Origin of the sequence: Octadecabacter sp. B2R22 (assembly GCF_018861045.1) — a bacterium.
Taxonomy (GTDB): domain Bacteria; phylum Pseudomonadota; class Alphaproteobacteria; order Rhodobacterales; family Rhodobacteraceae; genus Octadecabacter.
The window spans coordinates 36,437-52,047 of the sequence record NZ_JAHKQJ010000008.1; the positions used below are offsets into that span (position 1 = coordinate 36,437).

Annotated in this window: 12 protein-coding genes; 7 read left to right on the forward strand and 5 right to left on the reverse strand. The window is 56.5% G+C overall.

What is annotated here, in order from left to right:
• Nucleotides 1–18 precede the first annotated feature (18 nt).
• The 5 genes from KO486_RS12430 to KO486_RS12450 all read left to right on the forward strand — a co-directional run bounded on the left by KO486_RS12430 (nucleotide 19) and on the right by KO486_RS12450 (nucleotide 5,033).
• A complete protein-coding gene (locus KO486_RS12430) occupies nucleotides 19–1,305 on the forward strand; it encodes a malonyl-CoA decarboxylase family protein (protein WP_216037606.1) in 1,287 nt (428 codons plus the stop codon).
• A gap of 115 nt (nucleotides 1,306–1,420) precedes the next feature.
• Entirely contained in the window at nucleotides 1,421–2,449 is a 1,029-nt protein-coding gene (locus KO486_RS12435; RefSeq protein WP_216037607.1) for a C4-dicarboxylate ABC transporter substrate-binding protein, read from the forward strand.
• A 77-nt stretch (nucleotides 2,450–2,526) separates the two neighbouring features.
• Complete coding sequence (locus KO486_RS12440; protein WP_216037608.1) at nucleotides 2,527–3,162, forward strand: TRAP transporter small permease; 636 nt, start codon at nucleotides 2,527–2,529, stop codon at nucleotides 3,160–3,162.
• A complete protein-coding gene (locus tag KO486_RS12445) occupies nucleotides 3,159–4,526 on the forward strand; it encodes a TRAP transporter large permease (protein ID WP_216037609.1) in 1,368 nt (455 codons plus the stop codon). Before KO486_RS12440 ends, KO486_RS12445 begins: the two co-directional genes overlap by 4 nt.
• Before the next feature lie 9 nt (nucleotides 4,527–4,535).
• The gene (locus tag KO486_RS12450) at nucleotides 4,536–5,033 is read left to right on the forward strand and encodes a heme-binding protein (RefSeq protein ID WP_216037610.1); all 498 of its coding nucleotides are present in this window, start codon (nucleotides 4,536–4,538) and stop codon (nucleotides 5,031–5,033) included.
• Here the strand turns inward: KO486_RS12450 and KO486_RS12455 are convergent.
• Nucleotides 5,015–5,575: a cupin domain-containing protein gene (locus KO486_RS12455; protein ID WP_216037611.1), complete on the reverse strand. Its 561-nt coding sequence runs from the start codon at nucleotides 5,573–5,575 to the stop codon at nucleotides 5,015–5,017. The two genes, KO486_RS12450 and KO486_RS12455, sit on opposite strands and share 19 nt — an antisense overlap.
• A gap of 5 nt (nucleotides 5,576–5,580) precedes the next feature.
• Here KO486_RS12455 and KO486_RS12460 point away from each other — a divergent pair, with 5 nt between their 5' ends.
• Nucleotides 5,581–6,981, forward strand: coding sequence for a hypothetical protein (locus KO486_RS12460; RefSeq protein WP_216037612.1), 1,401 nt, complete (start codon nucleotides 5,581–5,583; stop codon nucleotides 6,979–6,981).
• Here KO486_RS12460 and KO486_RS12465 read toward each other — a convergent pair.
• From KO486_RS12465 to KO486_RS12475, 3 genes are all read right to left on the reverse strand, one after another.
• Nucleotides 6,978–7,559: a cupin domain-containing protein gene (locus KO486_RS12465; RefSeq protein ID WP_216037613.1), complete on the reverse strand. Its 582-nt coding sequence runs from the start codon at nucleotides 7,557–7,559 to the stop codon at nucleotides 6,978–6,980. The two genes, KO486_RS12460 and KO486_RS12465, sit on opposite strands and share 4 nt — an antisense overlap.
• Nucleotides 7,556–9,460 (reverse strand): TRAP transporter fused permease subunit, encoded by a 1,905-nt coding sequence (locus KO486_RS12470; protein ID WP_252734758.1) that lies wholly within the window; start codon nucleotides 9,458–9,460, stop codon nucleotides 7,556–7,558. Before KO486_RS12470 ends, KO486_RS12465 begins: the two co-directional genes overlap by 4 nt.
• Nucleotides 9,461–9,526: 66 nt before the next feature.
• Nucleotides 9,527–10,459: a TAXI family TRAP transporter solute-binding subunit gene (locus KO486_RS12475; protein WP_216037614.1), complete on the reverse strand. Its 933-nt coding sequence runs from the start codon at nucleotides 10,457–10,459 to the stop codon at nucleotides 9,527–9,529.
• Between the two features lie 254 nt (nucleotides 10,460–10,713).
• Between KO486_RS12475 and KO486_RS12480 the strand changes: the two genes are divergently transcribed.
• On the forward strand, nucleotides 10,714–12,051 hold the full coding sequence (locus KO486_RS12480; protein ID WP_216037615.1) for a UDP-glucose/GDP-mannose dehydrogenase family protein: 1,338 nt from the start codon (nucleotides 10,714–10,716) through the stop codon (nucleotides 12,049–12,051).
• 71 nt (nucleotides 12,052–12,122) lie between these two features.
• Here KO486_RS12480 and KO486_RS12485 read toward each other — a convergent pair whose 3' ends face one another.
• A complete protein-coding gene (locus tag KO486_RS12485) occupies nucleotides 12,123–15,596 on the reverse strand; it encodes a hypothetical protein (RefSeq protein ID WP_216037616.1) in 3,474 nt (1,157 codons plus the stop codon).
• Between the last annotated feature and the right edge of the window lie 15 nt (nucleotides 15,597–15,611).

Genomic DNA, 15,611 nt, shown 5'->3' on the forward strand with positions numbered 1-15,611 from the left:
TCAACAAGGGGACCGCCAATGCAACGGAATCGATTCTTGCCGGATATGTTGTCGACGTTGTTCGACCGTGGCCGCGCTGCACGCCATGACGATGACCCGCGCAGCATGAATGAACTGTGCTATGCACTATTGTCCAAAGAGGGCGACGTGTCCGGCCAGACCTTGGCTGAAGTGATCTTGACGCGCTACCGCCATTTTGAGGACGCGGATAAGCTGGCGTTTTTCAAGTTCTTGAACGAAGAACTTGATATTGATGCAGCCGCTTTGTCAGAGTTGGCAGCGAAATATGCCGAGAGCAAATCCAATGCTGACTTCGAACAGGTCGCCCAAGCCTCGGCGGCCAAGCGGCGCCAGTTGTTGCGCCGTTTGAACCAACCAACGGGGGCGACGGCTGATCTTGTTGCGATGCGCGTCGATCTTTTGCGGTTGATCAGAGATGTGCCAGAACTGAAACGCACGGACCTCGATTTCAATCTGTTGTTGCGCAGCTGGTTCAACCGCGGGTTCTTGGTGCTCAAACAGATCGATTGGGATTCACCGGCGCGGTTGCTGGATAAGATCGTAGCTTATGAAGCGGTGCATGAGATTGATGATCTCGACGATTTGCGCCGCCGCCTTAGCCCGCCGGATCGTCGTTGTTTTGCGTTCTTTCATCCTGCCATGCCTGATGAGCCACTGATCTTTGTAGAGGTTGCGCTGACCGCGACAATTCCCGGTTCCATCGATGCGCTGCTATCTGAGGATCGTGAGACAATTTTTGCAGAGGACGCAAAAGCGGCTGTGTTCTATTCGATTTCCAACTGCCAACAGGGCCTCAAGGGCATCAGCTTTGGCAATCTGTTGATCAAGCAAGTCGCCAAAGAACTGGCGCGTGAATTCCCGCAGTTGACCCATTTTGTGACGCTGTCCCCTATTCCGCGCCTGAACGCTTGGTTGGCGGAACAAACGGATGATCCGGTGGCAACCGCAGTTCTTGACGGCACCGCCGCCCCTGAAGACCTGCGCGCGATTGCGGCGCGGTATTTGATGACGGCCAAAGGCAAAAACGGGTTGCCCTTTGATCCTGTCACGCGGTTTCACCTTGGGAACGGTGCGGAGATTCATGATGTTCACGCCGAGGCTGACAGTTCGGAGAACGGGCAAAAACAGTCCAGCGGCGCAATGGTAAATTACCTGTATGACCTCAGCCGAGTTGAGAAGAACCATGGGAACTTTTCGCGTGACGGCGTTATCGTCGGATCGAAGGCGGTAACGGCACTTGCCAAGGCGACCCCGAAAGCAAAGCCGAAAGAAGTTTCGGCCTAAACACCAACCACGGGCCCACGCTGTGAGCCCTTGCCATTGAGATAGTTTCAAGTCTCAATGGCTTCACACTGCCGAACCTAAATACGGCAAACGACAAAACATCTGGGAGGATGACATGAAATTACTAAAGAAAACGGCCCTAGTGGGTCTGTTGCTTGCGTCCACGTCGGCCGCTGCACAAACGATTGAAGGTCCTGAAGTCAACTGGAGCTTCTCGATGTGGGGCAACCCGCGTGCCTTGTCTGCTGGTATGGAGGCTATCGCAGAAGAAGTGGCAACGCAGACTGGCGGCAATTTCAACATTGAGATCTTTTACGGTGGTCAGTTGTCCGGCAGCCGCGAAAACCTTGATGGTTTGCAGTTGAATGCGTTTGAAGGTGCAGCGATTTGTAACTTCTACCACCCCGGTAAAAACCCGGCTTGGATGGTGTTCTCGCTGCCGTTCCTGCCGCTTGGTGACCCTGCGGTTGACCAATATGTGCGTGCAAAGATGTTCGAACATCCTGCCATCGTCGCCGACATGGCCGCGTGGAATGCCATTCCTTACATGTCCGGCCTGTTGCCTCAGTACGAAGTTCTGGGCAGCGGCGATGCGCCAACAGAATTGTCTGACTGGGAAGGTCTGCGCGTTCGTGCGGGCGGTGGTCTTGGCGACGCAATGGAAGCACTGGGTGCAACCAAGCAGACATTGCCAGCGGGTGAAACATCCACAGCATTCCAGCGCGGCGCGCTTGATGCGGCGGCGTTCCCATACACATACGCACACGTGTCTTTCGGCATCGCGGATGAGGCCGATTGGTTCACATCCAACCTTGCACCAGGCACATCCGAGTGTGGCTGGGTTCTGAACAAGACGGCGTTTGAGGGCCTTCCTGAGCAGTATCAGACACTGTTGATGGACCTGCGCGGCATGGGCATGGACGTTGAACAGGCGGCTTACGCGGCACAGGACGAAGTGAACCTGCCAGTGTTCCACGACACAATGGAAGCCATCGTTTACTCCGACGAGCAGCTTGCCGAATTCCGCGAAGTCGCGGGTCAGCCGGTTTGGGATGCATGGATCGAAGCCAACGCCGAGAAGTTCGATTCTCAGGCGGTGTTCGATGCAGTCTGGGCATACGCTGAAGAAGCACAGGCCCAGTAACAAAGCCTGATTACCTACGGATCGGCCGCGCAAATCGTGCGGCCGATCCTGTACGAACAACCCCAAAAGGACATCCAATGTCATCGGAAAAAACTGCACAAGGTTCGGTTATTGGCCGGCTCAATCGTGGCCTGATCCCGATTGAAGATCTAGCCAATCTTTTAGCGGCGGTCGCGATTATGGCGCTGATGTTTCTGGGGGTGGCGCAGATCGTGCTGCGCACAGTCTTCAACAATCCAATCGATGGCTACATCGATCTGGTCGAACTTTCGATGGCGAGCATGGCCTTTCTTGGCGCCGCCTACACCCAACGAATGGGCAGTCATATCCGCATGGAACTGCTGATGTCGCGCCTGTCCGGTCGCAGCCTTTGGGCCGTCGAAGCATTCGGCGCGGCTGTTGCGATGTTTATCATCGGGGTGCTGGTTTATTACAGCTACGGGCACTTCCTGCGCGCTTATACCTTGGGCGATACGACGATTGATGCGGAATATCCTGTTTGGCCATCGAAACTGCTGGTCCCGATCGCGTTTTCGATTTGGTGGTGTCGTTTGGCGCTGCAATTCTTCGGCGCGCTGCGTTTGGTGGTCTTCCCGCAGGCCGAACCGGTGGGTGTGGTCGTGATGAAAGACGTCGCCGAACAAGCCCAAGATGAAATTCACGAAGTCATGGGTGACGACGTCGACTTTTCCGATCCGGAGGGCACAGCATGATCCTTGGTATTGGCATGTCCGACCCGTTCACAGTTGGCGTAATCACCATCTGTTTGCTTCTTTTCCTAATCTTTATGGGTGTGCGCGTTGTTTTTGCGGCGGCTATCGTTGGTCTTTTGGGTCTGATCGAGCTGCGCGGCTGGGGCCCTGCGGCGGGGATTATCGGAACGATCCCCCATTCTAAATCATCCACCTATGCGCTGTCGGTTTTGCCGATGTTCATCTTCATCGGATTTCTGGCATTTCATGCCGGCATGACCCAACAGCTGTTTGACGCTGCGCGCAAATGGCTGGGCTGGTTGCCCGGTGGTTTGGCGATTGCGACGGTTTTCGCGACCGCTGGTTTTGCTGCCGTGTCGGGTGCATCCACGGCCACCGCTGCCGTGTTCAGCCGTGTCGCTATCCCCGAGATGTTGAAATACGGCTATGACCGTCGCATGGCGGCCGGGGTCGTTGCATCGGCGGGGACGCTGGCGACGCTTATTCCACCCTCCGCGATCCTTGTGATCTATGCGATCATCGTGGAACAATCCGTGGGCAAACTGCTGCTGGCTGGGTTCATTCCGGGCATCTTCTCGGCATTTGTTTATGCGGCGATCATTGTGATCTGGGCCATGATGAAGCCAGAACAGGCACCGTCTGTGTCCGGTTTCACATGGGGTGAGCGGATGCGCACGATCCCCGGAATTTCACCGATCATCTTGGTGGTCATCATCATCATGACCTCGATCTACGGAGGTTGGGCCACCCCAACCGAAGCCGGTGCTTTGGGCGCTTTCGTCGTCTTCGTGTTGGCGCTGGTGCGGGGCACCCCTCTTAAGTCGATCAAAGACTCGCTGATGGAATCCGCCAAGCTGACGGTGATGATTTTCTCACTAATCTGGGGCGTGTTGATCTTTGTTCGTTTCCTTGGGTTCTCGGGTATTCCGGGCGCATTTACGGAATGGGTCGTGGGCCTAGATGTGGCGCCAATGACGATCATGATTTGTATCCTGTTGGCCTATGCGGTCTTGGGGATGTTCATGGACGCCATCGGGATGCTGCTGCTGACACTGCCAGTGGTTTATCCTGCCGTTATTGCGCTTGGCTTTGATCCGATCTGGTTCGGTATTATCGCGGTGAAGATGGCTGAGATTTGCCTGATCACTCCACCAATCGGGCTAAATTGTTTTGTGGTGAATGGCGTGCGCCCTGACATTCCGTTGGGCCAAGTGTTCCGCGGCGTGGCACTGTTCTTTATTGCTGACGTTGTCACCATTGCTGCGCTTTTGATGTTCCCCGAGATCGTCACCTGGTTGCCAAACTTTGATTTTGCCGCATGGTGGGATGGTCTCTGGGCGGCATCCGAAGCCGTTACAAACTAAGGAAACCTTATGCGTCTGCAAACGTCACTTCCGCTGGCTACGGCCAATGCCATTATTCAGCAGGCGATTGCCTTGGGGCGCAAAGCGTCGCTGCTGCCGCTGACGGTTGTTGTGCTGGACGCGGGCGGAAAAATGGTCGCGATGCAATGCGAAGACGGGTCCGGCCTGATCCGGTTCGAGGTTGCTTTTGGCAAAGCTTACGGCGCGCTTGGCATGGGGATTTCATCACGTCTTATTCGCGACCGTCTGTCGGAACGCCCAACGTTTCAGGCGGCTTTGGCGACGGCATCGGGGGGGCGGTTGATCCCCGTTCCTGGCGGTGTGTTGGTTGAAGATGGCGAAGGTATCACGTTGGGGGCCGTCGGTATTTCAGGCGATACGTCAGACAAAGACGAATACTGCGCGATTGAGGCGATCAAAGCCGCAGGGCTGGCCCCTGAACCCGCTGAGCCAAACCCCGACTGGCGCACATCGTCGTTGTCAGATCACTACCCAGCATCCACCTGAACGAGGTGATCGAAATGCCGATGGGTCATTTGCAATCTCGGCAAAGAAGCGTCGGCAGGATCGTGCAGTTGGAAGGTTGTCACCCCAACGAAATCGGCAGGAATTACCATGCAACGCACGAACCGTGTGATGCCGCTGGTTTGCAAGGCAACGGCACGAACCGGCGATCCAGCGGGTTCAAACCAGCTGTCGCCTGCGTGCATGACGGTGGTGTCGTGTTCCGCCTCGATGCGCAGATCACCGCTGACCAGATGCCGCCAACCTGCCCCCGCATGGGTGTGGCGATGGGCGATTGCGCCGACGGGAAAGGCGACTTCATCAACCCGCAATGCGTTGTCCCCTTCAGGCATTTCAACCGCAGAGCAGCCAAGCACACCTTGTCCCGACAACGCCACGTGCGTCAGCAAAAACCGCAGATCGCCGTCATAACCAAGGGTCGCGATACCAGCCGCCGCGTCCGCCTTGGTGTTTGTGCCGACGTTCCATTGCGCCGACAAAACGGCGTCGACGTCTTGCACAAACGACTGGTTTACCACGCTCATGAACATTGCGAATTTCCCTTAATGGTTTGGGGGAAGCCTACATGAGGATGGCCGCCCTCGCCATCACGCTGTTGGTTTTATCAGCGTTTGTTTTGGGCGCGCGTACCATCGGCGGGCCTGTTTTGGAATGGAGCGCGGGGGCCGCGTTTATCGCCTTGTGCCTGATCGGGCTGGCCAGCAGCACGATACGGGAATGGTTGTTATTGGCGGGGTCCATCGTGTTGGCCGTGTTGTTGTTGCGCACGCCCGAAGGGTGGGGCGTCTTGCGTGAATCGCTCGGGCTTGCCGCGTTTTTCGCGGCGTTCATTCTGTTGCTGACCGCGTTGAAAATAGCCGCCGAACGGTCAGGATCTGTGTTGACGGTGGGGCGCTACTTGATCCGCCAGCCGGCATCGGGGCGCTTCATTGCCACCGCGTCAGGCGGGCATATCTTGGGCGTGTTTTTGAATTTTGGCGCGATCAGTCTGATGGCCCCGTTGATCCAAAGTGCGGCCAAACGCGACGACGGCAGCACGGATTACGCCATGGAACGCCGACAGCTCTCGGCCCTTCTGCGCGGCTTTGCTTGGATTTTGTTGTGGGCGCCCACGACCCTGTCACAGGCGGTTTTGCTGACGTTGTTTACAGAGATCGACCTTGGCAAAATCGTGGTCTTGGGGATCTCAACATCGATCCTGTTGATGGGGATCGGCCTGCTGTTTGATCGTTTTGAGTGGCGCGAAACCACCCCCGCGCAAGACACGCCGCCGCCCTTCCCGCGCAGTGCTTTGTCGCGGCTTGTGTTGGTGTGCGTCGCCTTGATCGCCAGCACGGCCATATTGCAAAGCACCACGGGGTTCACGACCGCGCTATCGTTGATGTTTGTCGCCCCCGTCATCACGCTGGTTTGGTTCGCGGCGCAGCGCCCCGAGGGTAAAGGCATCGCGGCGCAACTGATACGGTTTTGGCCTGCGCTGTGTAGTGATGCGACGGGGCTGGCGCGGTCTGCAATTGCGTTGGGGTTGTCGGGATTCATCGGGCGGGTGCTGGCAGAAGTTCTGCCGATGGACCGTCTGACCGCACATCTTGATCTGGCACAGGTTCCGGGGTGGCTGTTTCTTGCGGCGCTGCCTGTGCTGATCACACTTGGTGGGCAAATCGCGCTGAGCCCGATCATCCTTGTCGTGTTTATCGGTCAGGTGGTGCAGTCCATCCCTGCCCTGCCCGCGGACCCGACCCATATCGTGTTCGCCCTGTCCGCAGGCTGGGCGATTTCGATGTTTGCGTCCCCGAATGCGACGGCGACACTGTTGATATCCGCTGCAACAAAAATTCCACCTACCACATTAACGTGGCGGTGGAATCTGAAATACGGCGTGTTGTGTTACGCGGTGTTGGTCGTGATTTTCGCAATGTTAGAGACTTAGCGCGCGGGAATACCCTTACCTTTGCCTTCTTCTGCGACCCCATCCACGAGAACAAACATGATGGTGCAGGGTTCAGTGCCACGGTTGGCCCATGCGTGATTGGTGCCGCGCTGAACGACAACATCGCCAGCTTTCAGCAATACGTCGTCCTTTTCTTCGTCCATGACCATCCAGATTTCGCCGTTCATGACGATGCCGTAATCCACGGAATCTGTGCGGTGCATCCACGGGTGACGACCGCCTTGCACGATGTTGGCCCCTGCCCCCATTTCCGCAAATGCTGCGGCGCCGTCTTCGCTGGACAGCTTGGCCATGACTTCTGGATCTTCGGGGAGGAATTCCACGCAGCGAAAGACGGTGCCGTGTTTTGGCGGGTGCAAAATAAAGTCGCCAGTGCAGGTTTCGGTCGGGCCGTCGTATTCGGCAGGCGTTTTATCCGTCAGCCAGAAATTTGTCAGCCGGACCCCAGGACGATTGGGGCGTTCCAGCATCTGGCTGGCAATCTGGTCGCTTTCGATAATGGCGACGCCGTTGGCGTCATGTCCGGTGACAACGCGGCGGTATTCTTTGTGTTTCATGATGCTTCCCCAGCGGTTGATTTAGGTCTTTGCGCGCGGTCCATGACCACAACGCCAATGAATAATGCAAGGCCGATGGCACCACTGATCCAACCTTGGAACAACAAGCACAGGCCCGCCGCTGCGGCCATGACGCGCAACAGCGGTGACAAGCGACCGCTCAGCGCGCCGATGATCGCCACTGCGATTGCAAAGGTGCCCAATGCTGCCGTTATCACTGCGACTGTATTGTCGATCAATGTTCCACCCATCAACAGGCCCGGTCCAAAGACAAAGGCGAAGGGCAGCACGAACGAGGTCGCAGCGTAGCTTGCGGCGGTCCAGCCGACCTTGTTGACGTCCGCGCCCGCAATCCCTGCGGCGACATAAGATGCCAGTGCCACGGGGGGCGTGATGGTTGAAATGCAGCCGTAATAGAAGACAAAGAAGTGCGCCGTGAGCGTTGGCACGCCCAGTTTAACAAGCGCCGGTGCAACAACAGTTGCCAAGATCAGATAGGCGGCGGTTGTTGGCAGGCCCATTCCCAAAATGATCGATGTGATCATAGTAAAGAACAGCGCCAAGAACAGATAACCGCCAGACGCCAGATCGATCAGCGTGGCGATTTTCGACCCCAAACCTGTGACGCCCAGAATGCCTGCGATGATCCCTGCCGCCGCGCAGGCCGCCGAAATCGTCACGACAGAACGTGCGCCTTCGGAGACGGAATTGACCAGTTTGCTAAAGAAAACCTTGTCGATTTTGCGGTTCCACACGATGTCCCCGAGGATCAAAACGACCATAGCCCAAAGCGATGCCATGAAGGGCGAATAACCCATCAACATCATGGTGATCAGCGTCCCAAACGCCGCGATAAACGGGCTGCCGTTGATCAAAACTTTGCTGAGGGGTTCGTCGCTAACTTCGGTTCCTGTGTTCGGCGCAATGTCGGATTTAACGGCCTGAAGGTGCACCACCATAAAGGCGGAGCCAAAGAACAACAGCGCGGGCACAATCGCCGCCGCCATTACAGAGGTATAAGGAACGCCGACGATTTCAGCCATAATAAAGGCCGCAGCCCCCATGACAGGCGGCATGATCTGCCCGCCGGTGGATGCGACGGCTTCGATTGATGCCGCCTGATGCGGCTCATAGCCTTCGCGTTTCATGATCGGGATTGTCACCGTACCTGTCACGGCCACGTTGCCCGCTGCCGACCCGCTGACCATGCCGATCAAGGTTGAAAACAGCACGGCTGATTTGGCAGAGGCCGCGCGCATGCCACGTGTGCAGCGCACGGAAAGTTCAAAGAAAAACTCGCCCGCGCCAAAGTTGGACAGCAATGCGCCAAAGATGGTGAAGACGATGATATAGGTCGCCGCCACGCCCACGGGGATGCCGTATATCCCTTGGGTGTCGGTGGTTAGCACCATGATAATGCGGTTCAGGTTTGATCCGCGTCCTTCCAAAACACCGGGCATATAGGGGGCAAGGAACGGATACATAAAGAAGACAAAGGTGATCAACGCAAGGATGAGACCAATGCCGCGACGGGCGGCCTCAAACACGACAGCGATGATAATGGCACCAGCGATCAGGTCTGCGTCGGTCGTGATGCCACCGCTAAAGGCAATGGCCTTCCAACGGGTCAACATCCAGATGCTCGCGCCGACAAGGGCCGCGATCAGCACCAATGACAGCACCGTGTTCAGTTTAGTGCCGGCAAGTTTTTCGCTGGCAGGTTTGATGACAAACAACAGCGACAACGCCAGCATCACATGGGTCACCCGCATCGGCATCGTCGAGATCGCGATAACGCCAGAAACCACCATCAGGTGGTAGGATCCCAGCGCAAGGCCGGCCAGAAAGATGGCGTTCTTCATGGAGAGAATGCCGGAGTTTTCGGATGTATTGGATGTCATGACTGACCCTCGCAGGAGAGGTCGAGGAGCATAAGCGCCCCTCGACCGTTCGCAATCTGACGCGGATTAATTTGCGTCGAAGTAAGCTTGAGCACCCGCGTGAAGCGGAATGGCCAAGTTAAGTGACATCGCAGGGTCGATCTGACGTGCGTTTGCGTTTTCGGCCTGCAGCTCTTCGAGGTTGTCAAAGATCGCTGCTGTAACTGCTTGAACGGTTGCCGCATCAAGGCTGTTTGGCGCAACCAACATGTTGTTCACACCGATCAGCATGCCTGCATCCGTGGTGTCATATACATCCGCTGGAACCTCTACAGCGACATAAGCACCGTTTGCCTCAATAGCTGTATCCAGCATCCCTTCGGAGAAGGAGATGAAGCGCAGATCGTTGCCAGCCGCAGCTTGCATCACCGCACCAGATGGGAAACCGGAAAGGGCCAAAGCCGCGTCAACTGTGCCGTCTGTCAGCTGGCTAAAGCCATCAGAATAGGACACGAAGCTTGGTGTGATGTCATCGACAGTCATGTCATGCAGTGGGAACAGGAAGTTCACAAAACCCAGTGTACCGCCGCCCGCTGGACCAACCGCAACGCGCTTGCCGCGCAGGTCGTCAAACGTTTGGATGTCGCTGTCAGCCAGCACAACCATGTGCAGGACAGAAGGGTGCAAGGCTGCAACCGCGCCAATATCAATCGCGCCGGCTGCGGAGTATGGGCCAACGCCCTTTGTTGCCAGCACAGCGAGGTTGTTGTTGGTGATCGCGATTTCGACTTCGCCAGTTGCGATCAGGTTCGGGTTCTGAACGGAGCCCCCTGTCACGATTGGAACCATCGTAATGTCATTGCCTGCGTATTCGTTAACCAGGTTCGAAATGCTTTGCCCCATTGGGTAAAAAGCACCGCCAAGCGATGCGGTGCCAATCCGCAGTTCTTCTGCCGCAGCAGTTGTTCCCAGAATGGCCACAGCAGCGGCCGACGCGATGTTTTTGAATGAAATGCTCATAGAATCCTCCCTGATTCGGATGTCATATTATCTACTTTATCAGTGATTGATACAAAAAATCGATATTATTGCGGTCAAAATTCCAGCTTATTTCATGGAAGGTGCCGTAACGGCAGGTTCTTCTAGCTGCGCGGTCACTGTCTTGCATGGGTGACACTGGCCGACTTGCCAATGGGATCGGCGTGAACTGTCTTGCACCTGCTGCCGTTTAGTAACAAAACGAGTGTATTAAATGCAGCGGAGAGTGAATTGGTATGAAGATTGCAGTCATTGGCACGGGCTATGTGGGCCTTGTTTCGGGCGTTTGTTTTTCCGATTTTGGGCATGACGTTGTCTGCGTCGATAAAGATGCGTCCAAGATCGAGCGGCTCGAGAACGGTGAAGTTCCGATTTATGAGCCCGGTCTGGATGAGCTCATGGCCAAAAACGTTGAAGCCGGCCGTCTGACCTTTACGACTGATTTGCCCACGGCGATTGAAGGAGCCGAAGCGGTCTTCATCGCCGTAGGCACGCCGACGCGGCGCGGGGACGGTCACGCGGACCTGACGTTCGTCATGGCTGTCGCCGAAGAAATCGCGCTTGCGGCGAAGGATTACAAAGTCATCGTCACGAAGTCGACCGTGCCAGTCGGGACCAACCGTCAGGTCAAACAGGTTATCCGAAAGGCTAACCCAGATCTTGATTTCGATGTGGCGTCTAACCCGGAATTCCTGCGTGAAGGCGCTGCCATTGACGACTTTATGCGCCCTGATCGCGTGGTTGTCGGTGTTCAGACGGAACGCGCAGGCGAAGTGATGGCTGACATTTACCGCCCCTTGTTCCTGCGGGATTTCCCGATTGTGACGACTGATCTGGAAAGTGCGGAAATGATCAAATACGCAGCCAATGCATTTTTGGCGACGAAGATCACGTTCATCAACGAGATCGCAGCACTGTGCGAACGCACGGGCGCGGATATCAAGCAGGTGTCCAAAGGCATGGGATTGGACGGGCGTATCGGCAATAAATTCCTGCACGCCGGCCCGGGTTATGGCGGCAGTTGTTTTCCGAAGGATACCAAGGCACTGGCCCGCATCGGCCAAGAACACGCTGTGCCAATGCAGATCACCGAGACCGTCATCAAGGTCAACGAAGAGGTTAAGCGCCGCATGGTGGATAAGCTTTTGGATCTGTGTGGTGGTTCGTTCAACGGCAAAACGATCGCCGTCCTTGGTGTGACTTTCAAACCGAACACCGATGACATGCGCGACGCCCCTGCCCTGACGATTGTCCCAGCGATGGTCGGCAGCGGTGCCAAAGTGCGTGTAACGGACCCGCAAGGGTTCCATGAAGGCGAGGCCCTGTTGCCTGGCGTCAAATGGATGGACGATGCCTATAAGGCGTCGCGTAACGCGGACCTTGTTGTGATCCTGACCGAATGGAACGAATTCCGCGGGCTGGACCTAAAGCGTATCGCCAAACACATGAATACGCCGCGCATGGCGGATTTGCGCAACGTCTATTCCGTAAAAGATGCCAAACGCGCTGGATTTGAATCCTACGTTTCAATCGGGCGAACGCCGTTCGAAGACGCTATGGCAGACGACGAATAAGCACAAAGGCTTAACGCATTAATTGCGCTAAGCCTTTGTTTTACAACGATAAAAAATTCTATTTTCTAAGCCTAGAACTTGGCCACAAGGTTCAGGTAGACGCCTTCGTCATCATACGTCAGGTCCGTCAGATCATCCGAGAACGTGCCGAAGTTGTAACCAACGCCAACCTTAAAGTTATTGCCGAAGTGGCGATAGATCGCGGCGAGCGCTGCGGTTTCGGACGTGTCGGCCTGAATGGTCTGGAAGTTGCGCAGTTCAAGCAGCATGTCCCAATTGTGGACCAGATGATAGCGCAGGCTAATAGCCGTCAGCATCGCATCGTTTTGAACAAACGGTGAGGATTCATCCGCTGAGGTTTCGGAAATCCGGTAGCCGAACTTACCGCCAAGGGTCCAGTTTTCGTTCAGGTCATAGCTGGCATCAACGCTGAACACGTGGCTGCGCTGGCGCGGGCCGTCTTCGTCGTCGTCATCAACCCGCTGGCCGTACATATCATGCAGGTAGCGGTAGCGAGCTAGAACATTCAGGCGGTCATGTTCTGTCGGGCGATAGGCGTAGCCGATGGATACTTCGCTGTATTCGCCATCAAGGAACGAGCTGTCGGTCGTTTGCGTATCCGCGGCATTCAGGTTGAACACCAGACGGGCATCCGGGCTGATGATGTAATCCGCACTTGCCACGACAATGATCGTTTCTGTGTCCAGCGCTTCGCCAGACCGCAACCCTTCTTCGACGCGGTATTCAAGGCGACCCGAAAGCGTCAGGTCTTCTGTTTCGCGGCGCAGGCCAAAGGACACTGCGGTGCGGTCAAAGTCATTGTCGAAATCATCATCAACGGACCCGACCTCAAACGCGATCGTCGAGGACCAGATATCGGATGGCGTATACGTCAGCCCATAGGCGGAGCTAAACGAACGGTAGCGGCCAAAGGAGTCATATGTGTTCTCGCCAAACATGATCACTTCGTCAGACACCTGACGTGTCCCACCCATAATCAGGCGACCACGATCACGACCCACAAGCGTTGTGCTGTTCAGCTCGCGGCCTGCGTCAAGTTCGTAGCCAAGGTAGGTGGTGTTACCGACGCCATCATCCCGTTCGGCGGTGACGCGTGCGCCCTGCCCTTCGGACCCGTCCGATAGTTCACCCGCAAGGGTCCAACCGTTTTCCATGGCGTAGACGGTACCAACGCCGTAGCGGTCAGCACGGTCCAAACCGTCAACTGCGATTGAGTTCTGGCCAAAGACGTAGACTTCGACGGATTCAGACAACGCATAATCAAGGCGCGCAGCGATGTCGGTTCGTGTGCCAATGTCGCTGGAGTTGTCCAAGTCGTTGTGTTCGATCCCAAGGCTCAAGATCGCGCGTTCGGACAGAACAACGGCAGCTTCTGCGCCGATCGTGCGGTCCACTTCGCCTACATCGTTTTCATAACTGTCTGCATAGACGGTGTAGCGGAACGTGTCACTTGGGGCGACGTCAGCGTAGAGCCCCCAGAGCGTCTCATCACCAGTTGTCGCGAGCACTTGATAATCAAGGTTCGAGAACCCTTCAGTGCGGTGTTCAAAATACGCCCCGATGGAGCCTTCTGTTTCTAGGCCGAGATCAGCAAGGCCTACGCGTGCGTCCAGTTTGATCGCTTCGCCTTCGCCAGTGGCAAGGTCCACCGTATCGACGACCAAGCCGCCGTCGCTGGAATACGTGCTTTCAAACCCGGTGCCCTCTGTGCGGGCAAATTCGGCGATGACATAGGTGTCGTCATTTAGACGCCACAAGGCATCAACACCCACTGCGGTGTGATCCACGTCGCCGCTTTCGTCGACCATCGCGTTGACACCAACGCGGAACTGATCGGACACCCAGACTTCACTGCGTCCGCCAAAGGCATAGCCGTCAAGATCTCCGGTGTCCGGTGTGTACTCATATTGCGCCACCAACACGAGGTCGGGGTCGCTGCCGCTGATAATCAGCCCACTGTCGAGCGTGCTGGCGAGCGGGCGCGCAAGGGTCACGATGCCCTGAATGTAGTTGATATCATAGTCGACGCCGTGCTGCAGTTCGACGGTATCAAGAATGCGGCCCGTATCTCCGTCACGGATTTGCGCGGTCAGGGTTGCGGTGCCGCTGAGGATATCTTGGCGTTCAAGGAAGTAGACAGAACCGCCCGTACCAAGAAACACGTCGCGCTGTGCCAGTTGGTCTGGTTGCGCCGCATAAAGCATCACGCGCGCGCGCGCTTCGCCTGCATCGGTGGTTTCCGCCGTGGCGTAGGCCCCTTGCAAACCGTAAAGGGAGCGGTCGTTTCTTACGAGAGTGTTGCCATCAAGGTCAGCCTCAAAATCACCAAACTGAACGAAGTTGCCTTCGCGTTCGACGCGAAGATAGATGCGGCCGGATGTGGGCGTGTTGTCAAAGGACGTGCTGTCATCGCCGTATGTCGGATACAGATCGTCGGGGTCCACCCGCAGGGCCAATTGGCGGGGGTCTTTTTCTTGTAGGCGGCTAAAGATCTCATCGAGATCTCCGTTGCCAGTGTCAACGCTCGCCGTGATTTCGACACCGTTTTCGGTGCGCCCATCAACATAACCAGCAAGGCGGCCCTCTTGGTAAGTTTCGGAAATGCCAGTCGCGCCATCAGTACGGCGACCAAGCGTCAGGTCAGCCACGGCCACATAGAACCATTCAGACGCCGGAATATCGACATCGCGAGTCAGGTCTACGTTTTGGCCTGCACCGTTCACCTGCACGTTCACTGGGTAGTCGCCTGCTGGCAAAATACGCTGCACCACAAAGCCGCCTGACGGATCAGGGCGGATGGTTTCGCCGAGCGCTGTGACAGTCGCCCCTGCCGGAACATCGCTGCCGGACACGGTGACGGCGCCGCCGTAAACCGGGATGCGGCGCATTGCTGTTTGATCGGTGCCTTCTTCCACACCGTCCGCTTCAGCGCGGGTGTCTTCGCGGCTAACAGGGATCGGGGCGGTGGCATCAAATCGACCACGGCTGTCATAGACGCGGTGGATCAGTGCGATGTTTTCGCCTTCTGGTACGGTGATAGACGTCTGGCCGTTTGGTGCAATCGGAACGATGCCAATCACACGTGGCCCGCCGCGCGCAGCAAGGTCAACAACACGGATTTCGCCGCGTTCGACATAGGCTGGATAGTTCAGTTCGGACTGAACTGTCAGGCTGTCGCCCGCGCGATAGATTCGCGGTCCACCCATGAGTTGTAGATCAAGGCGCGGCGTGCCGCCTAAGCCATCATAAACAACTTGCACATCCGCTTGCGCCAGTTGGATGTCAGTGCGGCGGATTTCATCGTGCACGCCATCATCGCCGATGATGGCGTCGCCATTGATCGAAATCACAAAGCCCGAAGGCGCAGCAACAGGTGCCGCACCGATGCTGGTGTTTTCCTGACGCGGCATCTCCACGACAATCGGAGGGCTATCACTATCGGCTTTCGCGACTTGTGCGGGCACGACAAGTGCAGTGGCCCCCAGAAGGGCTGCAAGTGCGGATTTTCGGTTCATCATCGTCATCACTCTTAACTCGTC